The sequence below is a fragment of the Novosphingobium sp. SG707 genome (assembly GCF_012275515.1).
In the GTDB taxonomy this organism is placed as follows: Bacteria; Pseudomonadota; Alphaproteobacteria; order Sphingomonadales; family Sphingomonadaceae; genus Novosphingobium.
Window position 1 is genome coordinate 16,095 of the sequence record NZ_JAAZQL010000011.1, and the last position, 17,565, is coordinate 33,659.

General features: G+C 57.5%; 16 protein-coding genes. 13 read left to right on the plus strand and 3 right to left on the minus strand.

Annotation, left to right across the window (positions count from 1 at the left end):
- Positions 1-67: 67 nt before the first annotated feature.
- Positions 68-1,072, minus strand: a complete 1,005-nt coding sequence (locus FHW92_RS22075) for a zinc-binding dehydrogenase (protein WP_168605456.1) — start codon at positions 1,070-1,072, stop codon at positions 68-70.
- A 14-nt stretch (positions 1,073-1,086) separates the two neighbouring features.
- Positions 1,087-1,749, minus strand: coding sequence for a TetR/AcrR family transcriptional regulator (locus FHW92_RS22080; RefSeq protein WP_168605457.1), 663 nt, complete (start codon positions 1,747-1,749; stop codon positions 1,087-1,089).
- Between the two features lie 136 nt (positions 1,750-1,885).
- Here FHW92_RS22080 and FHW92_RS22085 point away from each other — a divergent pair, with 136 nt between their 5' ends.
- The 5 genes from FHW92_RS22085 to FHW92_RS22105 all read left to right on the plus strand — a co-directional run bounded on the left by FHW92_RS22085 (position 1,886) and on the right by FHW92_RS22105 (position 7,025).
- Positions 1,886-3,460, plus strand: a complete 1,575-nt coding sequence (locus tag FHW92_RS22085; protein WP_168605458.1) for an NAD(P)/FAD-dependent oxidoreductase — start codon at positions 1,886-1,888, stop codon at positions 3,458-3,460.
- The gene (locus FHW92_RS22090; RefSeq protein ID WP_172249376.1) at positions 3,457-3,669 is read left to right on the plus strand and encodes a hypothetical protein; all 213 of its coding nucleotides are present in this window, start codon (positions 3,457-3,459) and stop codon (positions 3,667-3,669) included. Before FHW92_RS22085 ends, FHW92_RS22090 begins: the two co-directional genes overlap by 4 nt.
- Positions 3,666-4,436 carry an SDR family oxidoreductase gene (locus tag FHW92_RS22095; RefSeq protein ID WP_168605459.1) on the plus strand — a complete coding sequence of 257 codons (771 nt, stop codon included), beginning with the start codon at positions 3,666-3,668 and terminating at the stop codon, positions 4,434-4,436. Before FHW92_RS22090 ends, FHW92_RS22095 begins: the two co-directional genes overlap by 4 nt.
- Before the next feature lie 124 nt (positions 4,437-4,560).
- Positions 4,561-5,592 (plus strand): aromatic ring-hydroxylating dioxygenase subunit alpha, encoded by a 1,032-nt coding sequence (locus tag FHW92_RS22100; RefSeq protein WP_172249378.1) that lies wholly within the window; start codon positions 4,561-4,563, stop codon positions 5,590-5,592.
- A gap of 461 nt (positions 5,593-6,053) precedes the next feature.
- The gene (locus FHW92_RS22105) at positions 6,054-7,025 is read left to right on the plus strand and encodes a LysR family transcriptional regulator (RefSeq protein WP_168605461.1); all 972 of its coding nucleotides are present in this window, start codon (positions 6,054-6,056) and stop codon (positions 7,023-7,025) included.
- Positions 7,026-7,059: 34 nt separating this feature from the next.
- Here FHW92_RS22105 and FHW92_RS22110 read toward each other — a convergent pair whose 3' ends face one another.
- Positions 7,060-7,203, minus strand: a complete 144-nt coding sequence (locus tag FHW92_RS22110) for a hypothetical protein (RefSeq protein WP_168605462.1) — start codon at positions 7,201-7,203, stop codon at positions 7,060-7,062.
- 51 nt (positions 7,204-7,254) lie between these two features.
- Between FHW92_RS22110 and FHW92_RS22115 the strand changes: the two genes are divergently transcribed.
- From FHW92_RS22115 to FHW92_RS22150, 8 genes are all read left to right on the plus strand, one after another.
- Complete coding sequence (locus FHW92_RS22115) at positions 7,255-9,447, plus strand: TonB-dependent receptor (protein WP_168605463.1); 2,193 nt, start codon at positions 7,255-7,257, stop codon at positions 9,445-9,447.
- A 256-nt stretch (positions 9,448-9,703) separates the two neighbouring features.
- A complete protein-coding gene (locus FHW92_RS22120) occupies positions 9,704-10,171 on the plus strand; it encodes a hypothetical protein (protein WP_168605464.1) in 468 nt (155 codons plus the stop codon).
- 169 nt (positions 10,172-10,340) lie between these two features.
- Complete coding sequence (locus tag FHW92_RS26145; protein WP_168605465.1) at positions 10,341-10,610, plus strand: hypothetical protein; 270 nt, start codon at positions 10,341-10,343, stop codon at positions 10,608-10,610.
- Between the two features lie 33 nt (positions 10,611-10,643).
- Complete coding sequence (locus FHW92_RS22130) at positions 10,644-11,582, plus strand: LysR family transcriptional regulator (protein ID WP_168605466.1); 939 nt, start codon at positions 10,644-10,646, stop codon at positions 11,580-11,582.
- 211 nt (positions 11,583-11,793) lie between these two features.
- Positions 11,794-12,267, plus strand: a complete 474-nt coding sequence (locus FHW92_RS22135) for a (2Fe-2S)-binding protein (RefSeq protein WP_349237735.1) — start codon at positions 11,794-11,796, stop codon at positions 12,265-12,267.
- Entirely contained in the window at positions 12,260-14,506 is a 2,247-nt protein-coding gene (locus FHW92_RS22140; RefSeq protein WP_168605467.1) for a molybdopterin cofactor-binding domain-containing protein, read from the plus strand. Before FHW92_RS22135 ends, FHW92_RS22140 begins: the two co-directional genes overlap by 8 nt.
- A gap of 33 nt (positions 14,507-14,539) precedes the next feature.
- Positions 14,540-14,914 (plus strand): c-type cytochrome, encoded by a 375-nt coding sequence (locus FHW92_RS22145; protein ID WP_168605468.1) that lies wholly within the window; start codon positions 14,540-14,542, stop codon positions 14,912-14,914.
- Between the two features lie 54 nt (positions 14,915-14,968).
- Positions 14,969-17,317, plus strand: coding sequence for a TonB-dependent receptor (locus FHW92_RS22150; RefSeq protein ID WP_168605469.1), 2,349 nt, complete (start codon positions 14,969-14,971; stop codon positions 17,315-17,317).
- The last annotated feature ends 248 nt before the right edge of the window (positions 17,318-17,565 follow it).

Sequence of the window (17,565 nt, forward strand, 5' to 3'; positions counted from 1 at the left end):
CCACATCGTCGAACGCGCCCGGCGAAGAACCGAGGCGCGCCTCTACGTCATCTCGCGGTGGCCCGGATCACTGCGATGACACTTTCAGAACTATTTTGCCCGATGTGGTCCGGCTTTCCAGCAAGGCGTGAGCTGCTGCTGCCTCACCCAAGGCGAAAGAGGGGCCCAGCAGCGGTTTTACGCGGCCTTCCCGCCAGCGCTGGACGAGCCCGGCCAGCGCAGCACCCAGAACGTGGGGACGATGGGCGAAATAGGTGGCCAGAAAGAAGCCGGTAACGCTGATGCTGCGTTCCAAAAGACCACCGACAGGCACATCCAGCAGTTGGCCATCGGAAGAGCCGAACACAACCAATCGACCAAACGGCCCAAGCAGTGAAAGGCCAGCCAACATCGACTTTCCGCCGCCGCGGTCGAGGACGATATCCAGCGCTCGCCCATCAAGCATCCGAGTGATTTCGTCTGACCAGTCAGATTGAGATGAGTCGATCACGGCAGTAGCGCCCGCTGTCTGTGCATAATGACGATTCTGCTCGGAACTTGCCAATGCCACGATATGGCCTGCGCCAAGATCAGCGGCGATCTGCACGGCCAAAGAGCCGACCCCACCTCCTGCGCTTGGGATCAGCACCGCTTCCCCGGAGGCCAATTTCGCGGCTTCTGTGAGCATGAACCACGCCGTCAGGCCTTGGATAAACAGTGCGAGCGCAACCGCCGCGGGCAAATCCTCGGGGACAGATGCCAGTTGCACGGCGGGCACCGCGACATATTCGGCGTAACCGGCCCCCGGACAGGAGCCGATGACCCGAGTTCCCGTTTGAAGCGTGACGCCCGGGCCTACGCTATCGATCCAGCCTATGAACTCGCTGCCCGCGATAGCGGGCAAAGTGATGGATGCCGGATAATAGCCATGGCCGCGCTGCACGACGTCCGCAAAATTTACCCCCGCTGCCTCGACCCGGATCAGCGCCTGACCCGGACCGGCAATAGGGCGCTGGACTTCCTCCAGAATGAGGACATCAGGTGTTCCGCGTCGGTGGTAGCGAACGGCGCGCATATCTTTGCTCAAGGTCATTGGTTTCCATCCTTTTAGTCGGAAGGCGGGGCCGCAGCTGCCAGCCCGCCGGTAATGAAGGCCAAGAGATGATCACTCAATCGATCAGTGGCATGCTTGCTGCTGGTGGCGCCGGCAAAAAGTTGATCGATGAGTTCTGGATGGCCCAGTGTGAGTGAGTAGGCACCCAGCGCACCGAACATGCGCCAGGCAATTACATCGCGTGAGAGATCGGGACGGATCTGGGCGAGGACCTCAATGTAGCGTTGATCCACGACAGCGAGCGACTTGGACATCGTCTCTCTGATTTTGTCGTTGACGTCGGACCAGAGAACGAGCCCCATGAGATGGGTGAAAATGATTCTGTTTTCGGTGATCGCGTGATTTTCGAAAACCGGATCGAGCCATGCTCGCACAACGTCTTCGAGCATGGGGGCTGTATTCGCCCGGAGCAACGCTTCCAGCCGATCCGACCGAGCCGTCGCCACCTTCTCGCATTCAGCGGTAAAGATGTCGGCGAACAGGCTTTCCTTGCTTCCGAAGTGATAGTTGATCGAGGCGATATTGCTGTGAGCGGCAGCTGCGATCTCGGCTATTCGCACGTCGTTATAGCCTCGTGAAAAGAACAGCTTGGTAGCCGCTTCGACAATACGGGCGCGTGTGGTTCCTGGGCCTTTCTTCAGCCGATTGGCGGTCATGCTATCTCCCCCTTGGCGCAACCGATGTATCGTCCAACCTGCTCCCCGGCAATCTGAGATCGCGAAGTTGTTGCCTCGATTTAAACCATCATTTAAAGTGAGTCAACGAATCGATAGTGAACGGAGAGAAATGTCCATGGCGCAATATGATATCGTTGTTGTAGGGGGCGGGCATAATGGCCTGGTCGCTGCGGCTTACCTCGCCAAGGCGGGAAAGCAGGTCATCGTCCTTGAGGCGAAACCCTTCTTCGGCGGCGGCGTGGTCACACGGGAGTTGACGGTTCCCGGCTTCAAGCACGACCAGCACAGCATGAGCCACATCATGCTTCAGGCCAATCCGCTGATTGTGAATGATGAGTTGGGGCTAAAGTCGAAATTCGGCCTGAAATACAATTTCCCCAAGCGCCCGTTCGTGTCGATCTTCGAGGACGGTTCCTCAATCAGCATGTTCACGGACCCGGCCGCCAATGTGGCGGAGATCGCCCGTTTCTCTGCCGAAGACGCGCAGGCCTACGCGGAAGTTTCTGCTCTTGGCGCCAAGCTCCTGCCCATGCTTACGGCTGGCATGTTCGTCCCGCCGGCACCTTTTGGTGCGACGTTTGCGATGCTGGATCAAAGCCTTGAAGGCCGCGTGATGCTGGACATCCTGCAGCGCAGTGCCTGGGATCTGGTGAGCGATCGCTTCAAGAATGAAAAAGTCCGCATGCATTTCCTCAAATTGCTGAGCGAGAATCTGGCGGCGCCCTTCGAGCGTGGCACCGGGATTGGCCTGCTGTTTTTTGTCGCGGCCATCGAACGCTACGGGTGCGGCGCGGCGGTGGGCGGAAGCGGCGAATTGTCGCGGGCGCTTGCCGATTGCATCAAGAGCCATGGCGGCGAGATCCGCTGCGATACACCGGTTACCAAACTCATCGTCAGCGGCGGACGCGCAACCGGCGTGCGGACGGCCGATAATGAAGAAATCATGGCGCGCGATGCCGTCATCGGCGCGATCCACCCGCATCTGCTCGGTCGGTTCATCGATGGGCTCGACACAGGCGTTGTTCAGCGCGCCGAGCGTGTGCAGCAGGCGGCCTACAGTGCCTTCGCCGTCCATGCCGCGCTCAATGAACCGCTGCGATTCAAGAGCGACGAGAATGTCGACGATGGTTACGTGGTCGAACTGCACTCGGGTGGGATGGAGGATTTCCTGCGCAAGTTTGACGACATGAAATATGGTCACTTGCCCAAAAAACCTCTGATCGGGGCATCCTCACCATCGGTGGCGGATACTACCCGCGTTCCCGAAGGCAAGGCGACCTTCTATGCCTTTTCCTATGCACCATATGAGCTTGCCGATGGCGGCGCTGCGGCGTGGGATCGCATCAAGGAGCAGCATCAGCAGCATATCATTGAAGAAATTGGGCTGTTCTGTCACAACCTTGATGCTGACAACATCATTGCCGTGCATTCTGATTCGCCGCTCGATCTTGAACGCAGCTCGCCCAGCTTCCAGCGTGGCGATATCCATGGCTGCGCCCCCTATCTCAATCAGTTCGCAGCGCACCGCCCAACCCCTGACCTTGGCAATTACACCGTGCCTGGGGTTGAACGGATGTATCTTGTCGGTCCCTTCCTCCATCCCGGGGGCGGTGTGTTCGGCGCGGGCCGCGGTACGGCGATCCGCATGTTTGACGATCTGGGCATGGATTTCGACAAGGTGATCTCGTGAAGATACTCTCGCAGGACCGAAGCAGCCTCATGGAGGTGACGGCGCTCGATATTGCCTCGGGCGAGCTTGTGATCAAGGGCAAGGTTTTCGGCACCATGCCGATGTCTGCTCGCCTGTCGCCGGATGAGGCGCGGAAGGGTTTGAAGCTCCTCAGCCCCCGCATCCTCATCTTCTTGCTCACGTTCCTCTTTCGGAGTGGCAAGTCGTGACGGCCCCGGTATCAAGCCGGGTCGCGGCTATCACTGGGGCGGGTTCCGGGGTAGGGCGGGCGACCGCGCTGCGCTTTGCACGCGAGGGATATAGCGTGCTCCTGTGTGACCGCGTATCCTGCGATGGCGTTCTTGAGGAGATTGGCAGCTCCGGAGGCCGGGCCGAGGCCATAATGATCGATCTTGCGGATGCGCGTTGCGGAGAGATGATTGTAGGGCAGGCGTCCAAGCTGTTCGGTGGTCTGGATGTTCTGATCCACAATGCCGCAATCGGGACATCTGGCACGGTCGAGACGGTGCCAGATGTTGATTTCGAGCGCGTGCTGGATGTCAATCTTATGGCGGGCATTCGACTGGCACGCGAAGCGGTGCCGATTATGCGGGAGCGTGGCGGCGGGGCAATTCTGTTTACCGCGGCGCTCGCGGGACACCGCTACGTGCCCAATGCGGTTGCTTATGCGGTGAGCAAGGCGGCGTTGATCCACCTAACCCGTTGCATGGCAATCGATCATGGACCCGATGGTATCCGCACCAATTGCGTCACTCCGGGGCCCATTAACACGCCTATGTTGCACGAGGCGTCGGCGGTTTTTGGTATCCCGGTGGAAGCGATGCGCGCCGGAATGCCGACCGGACATATCCCGGAACCCGATGAGATTGCGGCGACCTTTGCGTTTCTGGCAAGCCCGGCCGCGCGGTCAATCAACGGCCAGGCGATCGGCATGGATGGGGGGATGTCAGTAGGATTCTTTTCGCCCAAGCCATAGTTTACGCATTAGGTCATTATAAAAAAGGCTGGCGCCGTCCCGCGGTGCAATGGCGACCATTCTGCCTTCTGGTGCAGTGGTCTTGTATCCGTCAACGAGCGCCAGCCAACTGGGAGAGAGCATCATGAACCCCAACTATATTCGTGAGGCGTGGTACCCGGTTGCCTTGGTGAGCGAGATTGAACCGGGCAAAATGATCTCGCGCGAGGTGATGGACGAGCCTCTGGTCTTGTTCCGAAATTCTCAGAATGGCATCAGTGTGCTGTCTGATGTTTGCCCGCACCGGTTTGCTCCATTGAGTATGGGGCGGATCGATAAGGGTATCATCACGTGTCCTTATCATGGGCTGGAATTTGACAGCAAAGGGCATTGTGTCCGCAACCCCCATGGTGAAGGGGTCATACCCAAAGCGGCGCCATTGCGAAGCTATCCCGTTAAGGCCGATCGCGGCATTGTCTGGTTGTGGACGGGCCTTGGCGATCCCACCAAGGACATTCCTGAACTGGATTTCCTCGATCTGCCGGCAAGCGCCGTTGCGGAAGGTTTGTTCAACTCGTCAGGCCATTATCAGCTTGTGATCGATAACTTGCTCGATCTGAGCCACGCCGATTTTCTGCACCCCGGCCTGCTTGGAACCGGCGGGGCGGTTACAGGGCAAACCCCTAAAATCACACGCGAAGGCAATAAAATCACCAGCCTTTGGACCTGGGAGGATAGTCAGGCGATGGCTCTGTTCGCCCCTTTCCTGCCAGAAGGCGGTGCGCATACAGATGGCTGGCTCAAGGTCGAATGGTCGCCCCCGGCGCGTTTGGTCATTTCATCGGGGGCATCATCGCGGCTTGATCGGACAACCAAAGAGCTGAAGATCGAGGCCATCCACGCCTTGACCCCGGCAACCCCCGATTCGACCCATTACTTGTTCCGGGCCGTTCGCAATTGGGCCCTTGAGGACCAGGCGATGACGGACATCACGACCCGTGCCGTGATGGCGGCTTTCACAACCGAGGACGGGCCAATGATAAGGGCCGTGCAAGACAATATGCGGGGCCGGGACTTTTGGAAACTTCGCCCTTGGTTACTGTCAGGCGACGGTGGCGCTGTGATGGCACGACGGGCGATCGAACGGTTGGTCAAGGAGGAGCAGGCGGCGCCTTGAACGCTCTGGCGCGGGGCAGGCGGCGAAGGGGCAAACTGGGCATGGAGTGCTTGGGACGCTTTCATTGTCGATGCTTGCCGGAGGTGGGAAATGGGCATGGCTCAGGCTCAAACTCGAAATTGATTTTGAAAACTCTCGAGCCCGTTGAATTTGGGATTCTCTGCTGATGCCGGAGGCTGTTTGGGATGTTGTGTTTGCTGTTTTGGTTGTCGGATCGGGCGTGCGCAGTGATCGGACCACTTTTGACTGATCGCCCGCCCGAAGCACCGCGGTTTGATGGCCGACATGTGATATCTGGTGTTATCCGCTTGCGCAGGCGTGTTGGCCGCTGGACCGACTGTCCAGTCAATGATGGCTCTCCGACGAGATGGAATTGCCTGGGCATCTGGACCCGCATTCTGACGGTTTTGACTGAAGAAGGCTGGATCGCACAGATCAGCCGTCTCAAGATCGCATAAATCATGTCTGCACCAGTCAATCTAGCGGGCGTTGACCTGAACCTGCTGCTCGCGTTCGAAGCCTTGCTGAAGCACGGGAGTGTAACACATGCCGGAGCCGCGATCGGTTTGAGCCAGCCAAGCATGAGCCATGCGCTCAAACGGTTGCGGCATCTCTTGGATGATGAGTTATTCTGTCGTGACGGTTCAGGGATGCAGCCGACCCCGCGCGCGCAGGAATTGGCCCCCTATATCGTAGAGGGGCTCGCGCTATTGCGCGCCGCAGTGAACCAAAGGATCGAATTCGTTCCCACCGAGTCTGATCGCCGTTTTATCCTGGGTATGTCGGATGTGGCGGCCTTTGGTGTGCTCCCTTTGCTGATGCCTGCATTAAGGCGGCTGGCGCCCAAGATGGACCTGATCGTCGTTGACCTCGCAGCGGCTGAGGCAACAGAAGAATTGCGGCTCGGAAAGATCGACCTTGCCCTGAACGCCTTCGTTGAAATTCCAGCCGAACTGCAAAGTCGTACGCTTTTCACCATTCCCATGACCTGCGTGGTGGATCGGCGCAATCCGCGATTGAAGGACGGGGCGCTGAGTCTGGAGGCCTTCAAGGAACTGCCACATGTTCAGGTCGCGGGGGCGCGGTCAGGTCTCGTTACCGATTATGAGGTGCAGGCGATCGGTATTCGCAGGAGGGTCGCGCTTCAGGTCCCCCATAGCCTTGCAGTGCCCGCCGCCGTGCTGGGCACGGATCTCATCGCGGTCCTCGATAGTCTCACCGCCAGTGCATTTCAGGATTGGCCTGACTTATGTTTTGTGCCGCCGCCCATCCCGATGGCGCCCGTTGGCGCGCTGGCCTTGTGGCATTCCCGCAATCAGTACGACTCTGGCCACAAATGGCTCAGGGAGCTAATATTTGAACTGCAAATGTGCAAGAGCGAGGAGCCGGGATGGTCACGTCACCAGCTGCAGCCCTTCCCATTAACTCGATGAATAGGGCCATACGGAATATCGATTTCCAGTATAGTCATCGCTGCCGTATGACAATTTTGAAAACAAGAGAGAAGACCGACCTGATGAACAGGCGGCCATTGTAAAGCGCCCCCTTTTTGATCGACTGCCCTTGCATCCATGGGATCAGGGCCGCGGCGGCAATGTCGGTGGCCGTCAACGCGGCCAACGTCAAAGAGCGGGCGGTTTATAACCATGGGAGGGAACCAGAATGAAAACTTATCTTTCACTGTCCACATGCGTGCTCGCATCGGCTCTGGCTGTTCCGGCACATGCCCAGACGGCGGCCTCAGCCAGGCCGGATACCAACGCCAAGCCAGCGACTGTGGAAGAAATTGTGGTCACGGCGCAGCGCCGTGCGGAAAACCTGCAAAACGTGCCTATCTCGGTCACCGCAGTAAGCGCAACGAGGTTGTCGAGCGCTGGTATCACCAATGCGCAGGCTTTGGCGACTGTCACTCCGGCGCTGACAGTCAATAACGCCTCGGGCTATTTCCTGCCCAAAATCCGCGGGATAGGCGCCTCCACATTTGGGCCGGGTCTTGAAAATTCCATCGCGGTCTATGTCGACAACGTATATTATGCCGCTTCCTCGGCCTCCCTGTTCTCATTCAACAATATCGAGCGAGTTGAAGTGTTGAAGGGACCGCAAGGCACGTTGTTCGGGCGCAACGCCACGGGTGGTCTCATCAACATCCTCACGAAAGATCCTTCCAGGACGCCTGGCGGCTCGGCCAGTTTGTCTTATGGAAATTATCAGACACTTTCAGGAAGCCTCTATCTCACAACCGGGCTCTCCGATAATGCTGCCATCGATATTTCGTTTGTGGGCAGCCATCAGGGCAAGGGCTTTGGAACGAATCTGGCAACCGGGCGCGACGTTAACAAGACCGACAGCGACATTGGCCTGCGCTCCAAGCTGTTGTGGGAGCCTGGACCCAATACGGCCATTCGATTGAGCGGCGACTATTCACAGACGCGCGGAAATAATCCCGCATTTCGGGATTTCCCGGGTGAACAACCACTATTTGGTCTGGCTAGAACAGGTTCGCCGTGGGATGCCAACACCAATGTCGAACCGAAACAGAATAGCAGCAGCGGCGGCGCGGCGCTGAGGATCGACCAAGGTCTGGGCAACATCCAACTCGTCAGTATCTCGGCCTATCGCAGCTCAACCACCAATTTTGCTTTTGATTTCGATCTCACTCCGGTCCCGGCGCTAGGCATTTTTGTCAAGCAGAACGATCGGCAGTTTAGCCAGGAGCTGCAGCTTCAATCGAATAAATCATCCCATATCAAGTGGGTCTTGGGTGGCTTCTATTTCCACGGGTACAGCGCCTATGCCCCCAGCGATCTCGTTATTGGTTTTCCATTAGACCAGCCGGGTTCTCCCTTCTTTCCATTTTCCCGGATGCGGACCACTGGGACTGTGAAGACCGATTCCTACGCGGGATATGGTCAGGTGACCGTACCGGTCGGACCTTCGACAAACATTACAGGTGGCTTGCGCTATACGTCAGAGCGGCGCAGCATTGACGGTATGAGTTCTGCACAGCTGCCTGACGGCTCCTTCATCGACCTCCTGCCCTCTGGTGCTGGCACTCAGTCCAAGCAGTTCAACAAGCTTACGTGGCGCGTGAGTGTCGATCACAAGATCGATGATGTCCTGCTTTACGCCTCGTACAATCGCGGGTTCAAGGCTGGCGGGTTTAATCTGGGCACGCCTGAGCAGCCTGCATTTGAGCCGGAAGTTCTCGATGCCTATGAGGCGGGGCTGAAAATGGATCTGCTGGACAGGCGGCTGCGTGTCAATCCCGCGATCTTCTATTATAATTACACCAATATTCAAGTGCCCAAGCCCCTTCCCACCGGAACCGTCGGCATTGTCAACGGGCCATCGGCGAAAATCTACGGCCTCGACATTGACGGTGAGGTTATCATTAGTTCGCGCCTGAAGCTGAACTTTGGCGCGACCGTGATCCATGACCGTTTTGGCGATTTCCCCAATGCACTGATGAATGCGCCCAATCCGGCGGGTGGTGTAATTCAGACCCTCTTCAATGCGCGTGGAAATCGGATCCCGGTCACGGCTGACTTCAGCACGAGCCTTGGCGGGCTCTACACCTTGCCTGTCGGCGCCGGGGACATGGTTTTCTCCGTCGATTGGAATCATAACGATGGATATTTTACCAATGTCGATAATCTGCGCAGGCAGAAGTCTTTCGACATGGTGAACGCATCGATCGCCTTCAACACGGCGGACGAAAGGTTTAGCCTTCGCGGCTGGGTCAGAAATATCGGAAACGAAGCGGTTCTACTCTATTCCAATTCCAGCAATACCAGCTCGGCGGCATCTTATGGGGCGCCGCGTACATATGGGCTGACTTTTCAAACTAAATTCTGATAATTTATAATTATCAACAAAATTTGAAATGTAGTTGTCGATAAATATTTGATAATCGTATGATTACTATTTTTGTACATATATTTTTCTAAAAAATATTTCTAGCATAAATGTAATTTAATTGAGAATAATTATATTGTGGAGAATATGATGGTGTGTCGTGCAACAAGAAATAGGTTGGGCGGTTTTCACGCGTGTCGTGGGTGCGACTTTGGCGAAGCGCTGTGCTGCGCATGTCGGACTGGAGTGTGAAACGATGACCAGTCTCCCTGCCATAGAAGCCTATGTTCGCAATGAAACCCGCATCAGTGTCGTGATAAACGCCGTTATCTCTGCGGTTCTATTTCTTGTCGTATTTGGTTTGGATGGGCCGGTGCAGCTTTGGGGTTTCGGGCAATGGATAGCCGATTTTCTGCCGCAAAGCTTCATGACCACATTTATGAGTGTTCTCGTTCCCGGCGCGCTCGCCCGTCGAAAGTTGAAGGCAGGGGCGCTGACGCGGATTGGTCATCGCTCTTTCCTGCCCGCCAAATTGCTGCCGCGGGGGCTGATCCTGGCGGTGGGATCCGCATTCATTGGCACGGCGTCGATCGCCGTCTTTGTCTGGCTGGTGGGAGCACCCTCGATCGCGCCGGTGCCTGCACTCGTTCTCAAGGCGATATATGGTGCGGGTCTGGCGTTAATTGTAACGCCTCTTTCGCTCCGCGCAGAACTGGCGTCGTGATGCGATCCTTCCCCGCTTTTGCCAAGGATTATCACTTGGGGATGATCGATGTTGCCTTGGTCGGCGGTTATTCACCTTAAGGTGGATCGATCAGGGGGGGGGCACGAGAGGCACTCTGGGGGCTTTTGTGGTTTATTGTGATGCTCGATCTGCCCTTCAAAGATCCCTCATGATGATCAAGGAGCAAGAGGCGGGGCTGCCAACTGAAGGTTTGCCGGCAGCACGGGCCGACTATCGCAACCTTTTACAAGCTGAAGGTCAAATATGGTGGTTCGAGCTGTCCAATGCCCGTCGTCTTTGTCAGGCATTGAGCCAGCCTATGCCACGCCAAGGTAACAACCCATGCGCGCGCCTTCGTCCCATCGGTTCTGACGCTTTTGACGCCGAGCCGCTTATCGGTAAAGCCAATAGAAATGGATTTTTATATAAGTCTTCATAAACGACACCGCGAAAATTATAAACGGAATTCGTGATGGCTGACCCTCTGCTCCGGATGGATCTAAATCTTCTGTTGGTGCTTGAAGCGATGTTCGAGGAACGCAGCGTATCGCGCGTTGCCGTGCGGCTTGGGCGCAGCCAACCGGCAATTAGCGCCTCTCTTACACGATTGAGAACTTTGTTCGACGATCCGCTCTTCATTCGCAGTCGTGCAGGCATGTCGCCAACGCCGCGCGCATTGGAACTCTCAGATAGTATCCGGCCTCTGCTGCCTAGGCTGCGCAGCGCCATCGAAGTCTCTTCCGACTTCGATCCTGCTCAGTCGACCCGCACCTTTACCATTGCCACGGTGGATGACCTTGAACCGTTTATGGGGCCGGCGATCATCAAACGTCTTTCGCACGAAGCGCCATTGGCTCGGCTGCGGCTGGTCAACAGCGATGGCTCGCCGCTCCCCTACAAGGATCGCGAAGACATTGACGTGATGCTCACGGTGCTGCCGGGCCAAGCCCCGAGCTGGCTGCATACTCAAAAGCTGGCTGATGCCGATTATGTCATGGTCTATGATCAGTCGATCATGCCCGGCAGATCAGGTGCGCTCGACGACTATATTAATGCGCGGCATTTGCTGGTCTCGTTCCGCGGCGATTTCCGTGGGGTTGCCGACAATGCACTAGCCTCAATGGGTTTAAAACGCCAGGTAACCATGGTGACGCCGCGATTTTCGTCTGTCTACTTCATGCTGCATGGCACCGATCTTGTCGCCACCCTGCCGGCCTATGTCGCCAAGGTCATCCCGGCGTCCTTCTCGCTGACGTCGCGTCCTTTGCCCTTTTATATCCCGCCTGTGGAATTCTTCATGTGCTGGCATAGGCGTACCGATGCAGATCCAGGCAATCGATGGTTCCGCAATCTGCTCGCAGAAATTTTTGTACAAAATTGGCAAGCGCACATGTCGGACGGCCCAAAATAAGAAAACAATCGCATCGGGGCGTGGGCCAGCGCGGGAGTAGAGGCGCGCGTCCTGCCGCGGCGTCATCTCTCTCCCAAAGAATGCGGGTGTGCCGATCGACGAGCGGCTTTGAGGACATAAAATAAACCTGATGGATATTGTAATATACTATATATAAATTTGTCTTATCTTTTTCACGATTTATGATGCCGCCTCAGGGAGGACGACGGAGGTGGCAGACATTATTACGGTGATCGTCAATGGTGAGCCTAGAGAGCTACGCGTTCCGCCGGAAATGCCGTTGGTGTGGGCGCTGCGCGAAGAGCTGGGGCTGACCGGAACCAAATTGTCATGCGGTATTGGCCTATGTGGCGCCTGTACGGTCCATGTTTCGGGCAAGGCCGTGCGTAGCTGTGTGACGCCGATTGGCGAAGTCTCGGGGCCTGTCACCACCATTGAGGGATTGTCTTCGCCCGGCGGTCTCCATCCGGTTCAGAAGGCATGGATCGAGAACGCTGTCGCCCAATGCGGCTTTTGTCAGTCCGGCTTCATCATGGCGGCTGCCGCGATGGTGGGCGAAACCCCGGGCGCGCAGCCTGCTGAGCTATTGCAGCAGATGACGAACATTTGCCGCTGCAGCACATTTTCCCGAGTTCGCCTTGCGATGATGGCGGCGGCCGGACATGGGGTGAAGAGCCATGACTGAAGCGCTGCAGGTTGATCGTCGGCGGTTTCTGGGCGGGGCGGGCGCTGTCGTTCTGACATTGGCCTGCGGCGATCGCGGGATCGCCCGGACTTTCGGTGTGCCAGAACCGGTTGCGACCGAACAGGTCTTTTCCGCATGGCTGAGCATCGACGCGCGAGGCATGGTTACGCTGGTCAACGCCGAGGCGGAGATGGGGCAGGGGACCAACACCGCCATGGCGATGCTGGTTGCCGAGGAACTGGAAATCCCCTGGGGCAGGATAACGACAGTCCCGATGACCGCCCGCCCGATCTATACCAACCCCGCCTTTGGCATGCTCAAGACCGGGGCATCGTTAAGCCTCAAGGGGCGCTATCTGCAATTGCGTCAATTGGGCGCGGCGGCGCGGCAGATGCTGGTGGAAGCGGCGGCTCAGGAGTGGAAAGTGCCATCGCAGGCATGCAAGGCGGTGGCAGGCGAAGTTCATGCTCCAGACGGGCGCTCAATGCCCTATTCCAGTCTTGTGGCGGGCGCCGCCAGTCTTCCCGTGCCGCAGGATGTTCCGCTCAAGCCGCGTGCCGACTGGGCCATACTGGGCAAACCGCAGGCCCGGATCGATATGGCCGACAAATGCACCGGCAAAGCCCGCTACGGCTTTGACAAGACCGTACTTGGCATGGTGCAGGCCGCGCTTGTTCACGCACCGCAGTTTGGTGCGCGGGTAAAGGCCGTGGATAGCAAGGCGGCGCTGGCCGTAGCCGGGGTGACGCGGGTGATCGCGCTCGACCATGCGGTTGCTTGCATCGCCTCGACAAGCTGGAGCGCGCTGCAAGGGGCTGATGCGCTGGTCATCGAATGGGAAAACCCGGATCCGGCGGCGGTGATCGATGACGCCAAGATCGATGCCATGCTTCGCGACGGCGTGGCGGGCAAGGGGCAGGGACGGAACGGCTTGATTCCCGCCCACAAGGTGGGTGATCCTGCCGCTGGTTTTGCCCAGCCTGGCGTCCTCGCGGTTTCGGCCGAATATTCCACCCCTTACCTCGATCATGCCTGCATGGAGCCCACCAGTGCGATTGCCCATGTGCGCCCGGATGGCATCGACATCTGGTCAAGCACGCAATCGCCAGCGATGATCTATCACGCCGCCAAGCTGCTTTACGGTTTCGAGGCCGACAAGGTGCGGGTGCATCAGCAGCCTATCGGGTCCAGCTTTGGCCGCAGGGCGCAGATCGACGGCGAGCTGGAAGCCATGGTCCTCTCGCGCATCATTGGCGGTCCGGTCAGAGCCATCCGCTCGCGTTCCGAAGACATTCAACACGGCTTCTATCGCCCCGCATCGCGCTCCGCCCTGCGCGGAGCGGTCAAGGATGGCAAGATTGTGGCGTGGAGCCATCGCTGCGCCAGCCAGTCCTTGCTCGACAATTACGCGCGCTATTTCCGTGAGTATGGCATCGATCTGAAAGAACTGGACAAGCTGACCGGCCCTGCCGGCGCATCCGGTTTCAATTTCGCGCCTTTCGACTTGATGAGCGTGGACGGGACGCCGTCCAACGCCGTCTATGCGATTCCCAATGTGGAGGTGGCGTCAGCGAAGATCGATGTTCCCATCCCGACGGGCTGGTTCCGTGGGGTAGGGCAGACCAACAACCTGTTTGCAACCGAGTGCTTTGTCGATGAACTGGCGTATGCCGCAGGGCAGGACCCCCTCGCGTTCCGCAAAACGTTGTTGAGCGGGCAGCCGCGCTTCCTTGCCGCTCTTGATTGTGCCGCGCGGGAGATCGGTTGGGACAAGAAAGCGGCCAAGGGTATCGGTCGTGGCATTGCCATAACCAATATGTCAGATGCGGTTACGGTGGCCATTGTCGAAGTTGCGGCAAGCAAGAGCGGCTTTGAGATACGCCGCGTTGTGCTGGCCGTCGACAATGGCATCGTCATCAACCCCGACGTTGTGGAAGCGCAGACTCAGGGAGGGTTCCTGTTCGGACTGGGCGCCGCGCTTTGGGGCCGGATCTCGATCGCCGAAGGGCGGGTGGAGCAGACCGGCTTTGCTGATTACCGATTGCTAACGTTGCAGCATTGTCCGGCGCTTACCGTCATCCAGATGCCGAGCGATGATCCACCCAGCACCATTTCCGAAGCGGCGGCGACCGTTGCCGCTCCCGCGCTGGCCAACGCGATCTTTGCGGCTAACGGGCGGCGTCTGCGTGATCTGCCTATCGCGCGTAACGATTTCGAGTGTCGAGCGACGGTGGCCTGAAATCAGTGAATGCGAGAGGAAGGGTAGAGGCAGATGAAAAAGCGGATGCGTCTGCAATTGTTTTTTGCGGCACTGCCGTTCTCTTCAACGGCCTTTGCGCAGACGCCGCCGCCTGAAGGTCGCGCTGTCTATCAATCCCACTGTGCATCCTGTCATGGAGGCGACAATGCTCAGGCAAGCTTTGGTCCTTCATTGGTCGGCGTATTTGGCAAGCTGGCCGCCAGTGTACCCGGCTTTGCATATTCTTCGGCGATGCGGAACGCCAAGCTGGTCTGGGACGCGGAGACGCTCGATCGTTTTCTAGCCGCTCCGACGAAACTCGTTCCAGGCACAAAGATGCCGGTGGCGCTGTCCCGCCCCGCAGATCGTGCCGAGGTTATCGCGTATCTCAAGCAACAAGCAAAATAACATACTCGGGCGCAGATTCAAAAATCGCGCTGAAAGAATCATGGGGGAGTTATCATGAAAAAGAGAGCATTACTTCTTGGTTGCGCGATGTTTTTGTTCATCGACGGCGTAGCATGGGCGCAGGATGCAAATGGTGCCAAAGCAGCTGCCACCGGCACGGCCAATCAGGGCATTCAGGACATTGTCGTAACCGCGCAACGCCGATCGGAAAACCTGCAACGCGCAGCTGTGGCCATCAGTGCGGTTTCAGGAGAATCGCTGAGAGCCGCAGGCATCTCGAAGCCTACAGAGCTGAGCAACATCGTTCCGGCCTTGGAGGTGATATCGGCAGGGGGCCCCTATTCGCTGTTCTATCTGCGCGGCGTCGGCAATTTCTCGGGTACGGCGCTTGCGGATGGAGCTGTCGCTTTCAATGTGGACGGGGTCTATTTGGGCCGTCCATCTTCGACGACCGGTTTCTTTTACGATCTTGAACGGGTGGAAGTGCTGAAAGGTCCTCAGGGAACGCTTTACGGCCGCAACGCAACCGGCGGTGCCGTAAACGTCATTACGAAAAAGCCCGTGTTGGGGGCGTTCGAGGGCTACGCTGACGCAGATTATGGCAATTATAATGCCCTTTCGGCAAACGGCGCCATCAATGCGCCCTTGGGAGAAAATGCGGCGTTGCGCGTTGCCGGCACATTTGTCCGCCATAATGGCTATATGAAGGACGGCAGCGACGATCAGAATGACCTGGGAGGCCGCGCGTCTTTGTTGTTGAAGCCGGTGAACAACTTGAGCATCACCATTACGGGTGATTATTTCCGCCAGCATAACATTGGCGTTGGCGCGATCCCGGTCCAGTTGGGCATCGATAACCGCTACGGTATCCAATCGCCGGAGGCGAGCGCCTACTATGCGTCCCAGCCGAGCCCCATACTGGGCCGAGTGTTCGATCCGATCTCGGCTGACCGCTTTCAGCGCAACAGTTTCTGGGGGATTGCATCCACCATCGAATACAAGGCCCCCATCGGGACGTTCACTCTCGTTCCGGCATACCGGCGCAGCAATATCGATCAATTGTCGGACGCCCCCGGCTTCTATCTGCGGCAGGTGGAGCACGACAGACAATTCAGCATGGAAGGCCGGCTGGCTCTGAATGATATCGGGCCTCTTCGGGCGATCGTGGGCCTATTCTATTATAACGAGAAGAATGACATTCCTCTGTTCAGCGTCAATGAGCAGGCGAATGCCACTTTCGAAAGCTACACGCAGAATATTTCGAGTATGGCTGCATTCGGTCGACTGACATGGGCTGTGCGAGAAAATCTTCGTCTGGGTGTCGGTGGCCGCTATACGACCGAAGACAAGAAATATAATGCGGTTTCTTACGGCACAACGCGTATCTGCCTCAACCCCACCAGCTATTTCCCCACTTATGTCCCGGGATGCCCGACGGCGCCGACTATTCCGTATAGTCTGACGCCACCCGCCGTGGATTTTAATCCGGCGCCGGATGGCACGATCACCGTTCCCACAGACATCAATTTGACCGGCGCGAACGCCAGGCGCGCCAGCTTTGACCGAGTAACATACCGTCTGTCGGCGGATTGGGACATGACGCCATCGAATCTGTTCTATGTGAGTTACGAGACAGGCTTCAAATCGGGGGGCTTTTTTACAACCACCGATGCCGGAGTTTTCCGCCCTGAATCAATCGGTGCCCTGACGTTCGGGTCCAAGAACCGATTTTTCAGGAACCGGCTGCAAATCAATCTGGAATTGTTCGACTGGCTTTACAAGGATCAACAGATTTCGCATCTGACGTATGATTCACAGGGCCACTCGATATTCGGGACAGAGAACGTCGGGCGCGCCAGAATGAGGGGCGCAGAGGTCGAGATGCGGCTGCGGCCCACTGCGAACACGCTGCTGAGCGCCGATGTGCAGTTTCTCGATGCCGTGTATAACAGCTTCGTTTATAATACGCCCAATTCGAACGGCGGCATCAACAACGGGACAGGATGTAGCACGGTTGGTGCGCCGACGACCGTCTATGTGGTTGACTGCTCGAACAAGCGGCCGCCCAACGCGCCCAAATGGAAGCTTGTTCTGGGTTTGCAGGAAACCATTCCCTTCGCCAGTGGAGCGCGTCTGGTTTTTGATGGCTCCGCGCGTTATCAGTCCGACACGCTCACCGGCCTGCAGTTCTTGGCGGAGCAATATCAGAAAGCCTATTGGATGGCCGATGTCCAAGGCATCTATCATGCTGCCGGCGATCGCTTCTCGATTGGCGGGTATGTCAACAATATATTCGATAAGACCGTTATGAATTCCACTTTTCCTGTGCCGTTCGGCCTCTTCAACACCGCCAATCTGCGCCCGCCGCGCACCTATGGTGTCAGGGTCGGCATGAAGTTTTGAGCCGGATGGGGGCTGCGGAGGCGAGGGTTCCTGGCCAAAGCTCCCATCCATTCTATTGTCCCCGAAATAGCGGATCACGTCCCCGCACGCGGGGTAGTATCCGAGGTTAGCGCTGCTGGCGGGCTGAGCGCATTCCATAGTAGGCTGTAGCGGCCAGCTGGCAGTGCGGGTTTTACCGTGATTTTCGGATAGGTATCTCTCGCAGTTCGGCGCGACGCGCCAACTGGATGGCACCTTGACCGATTACA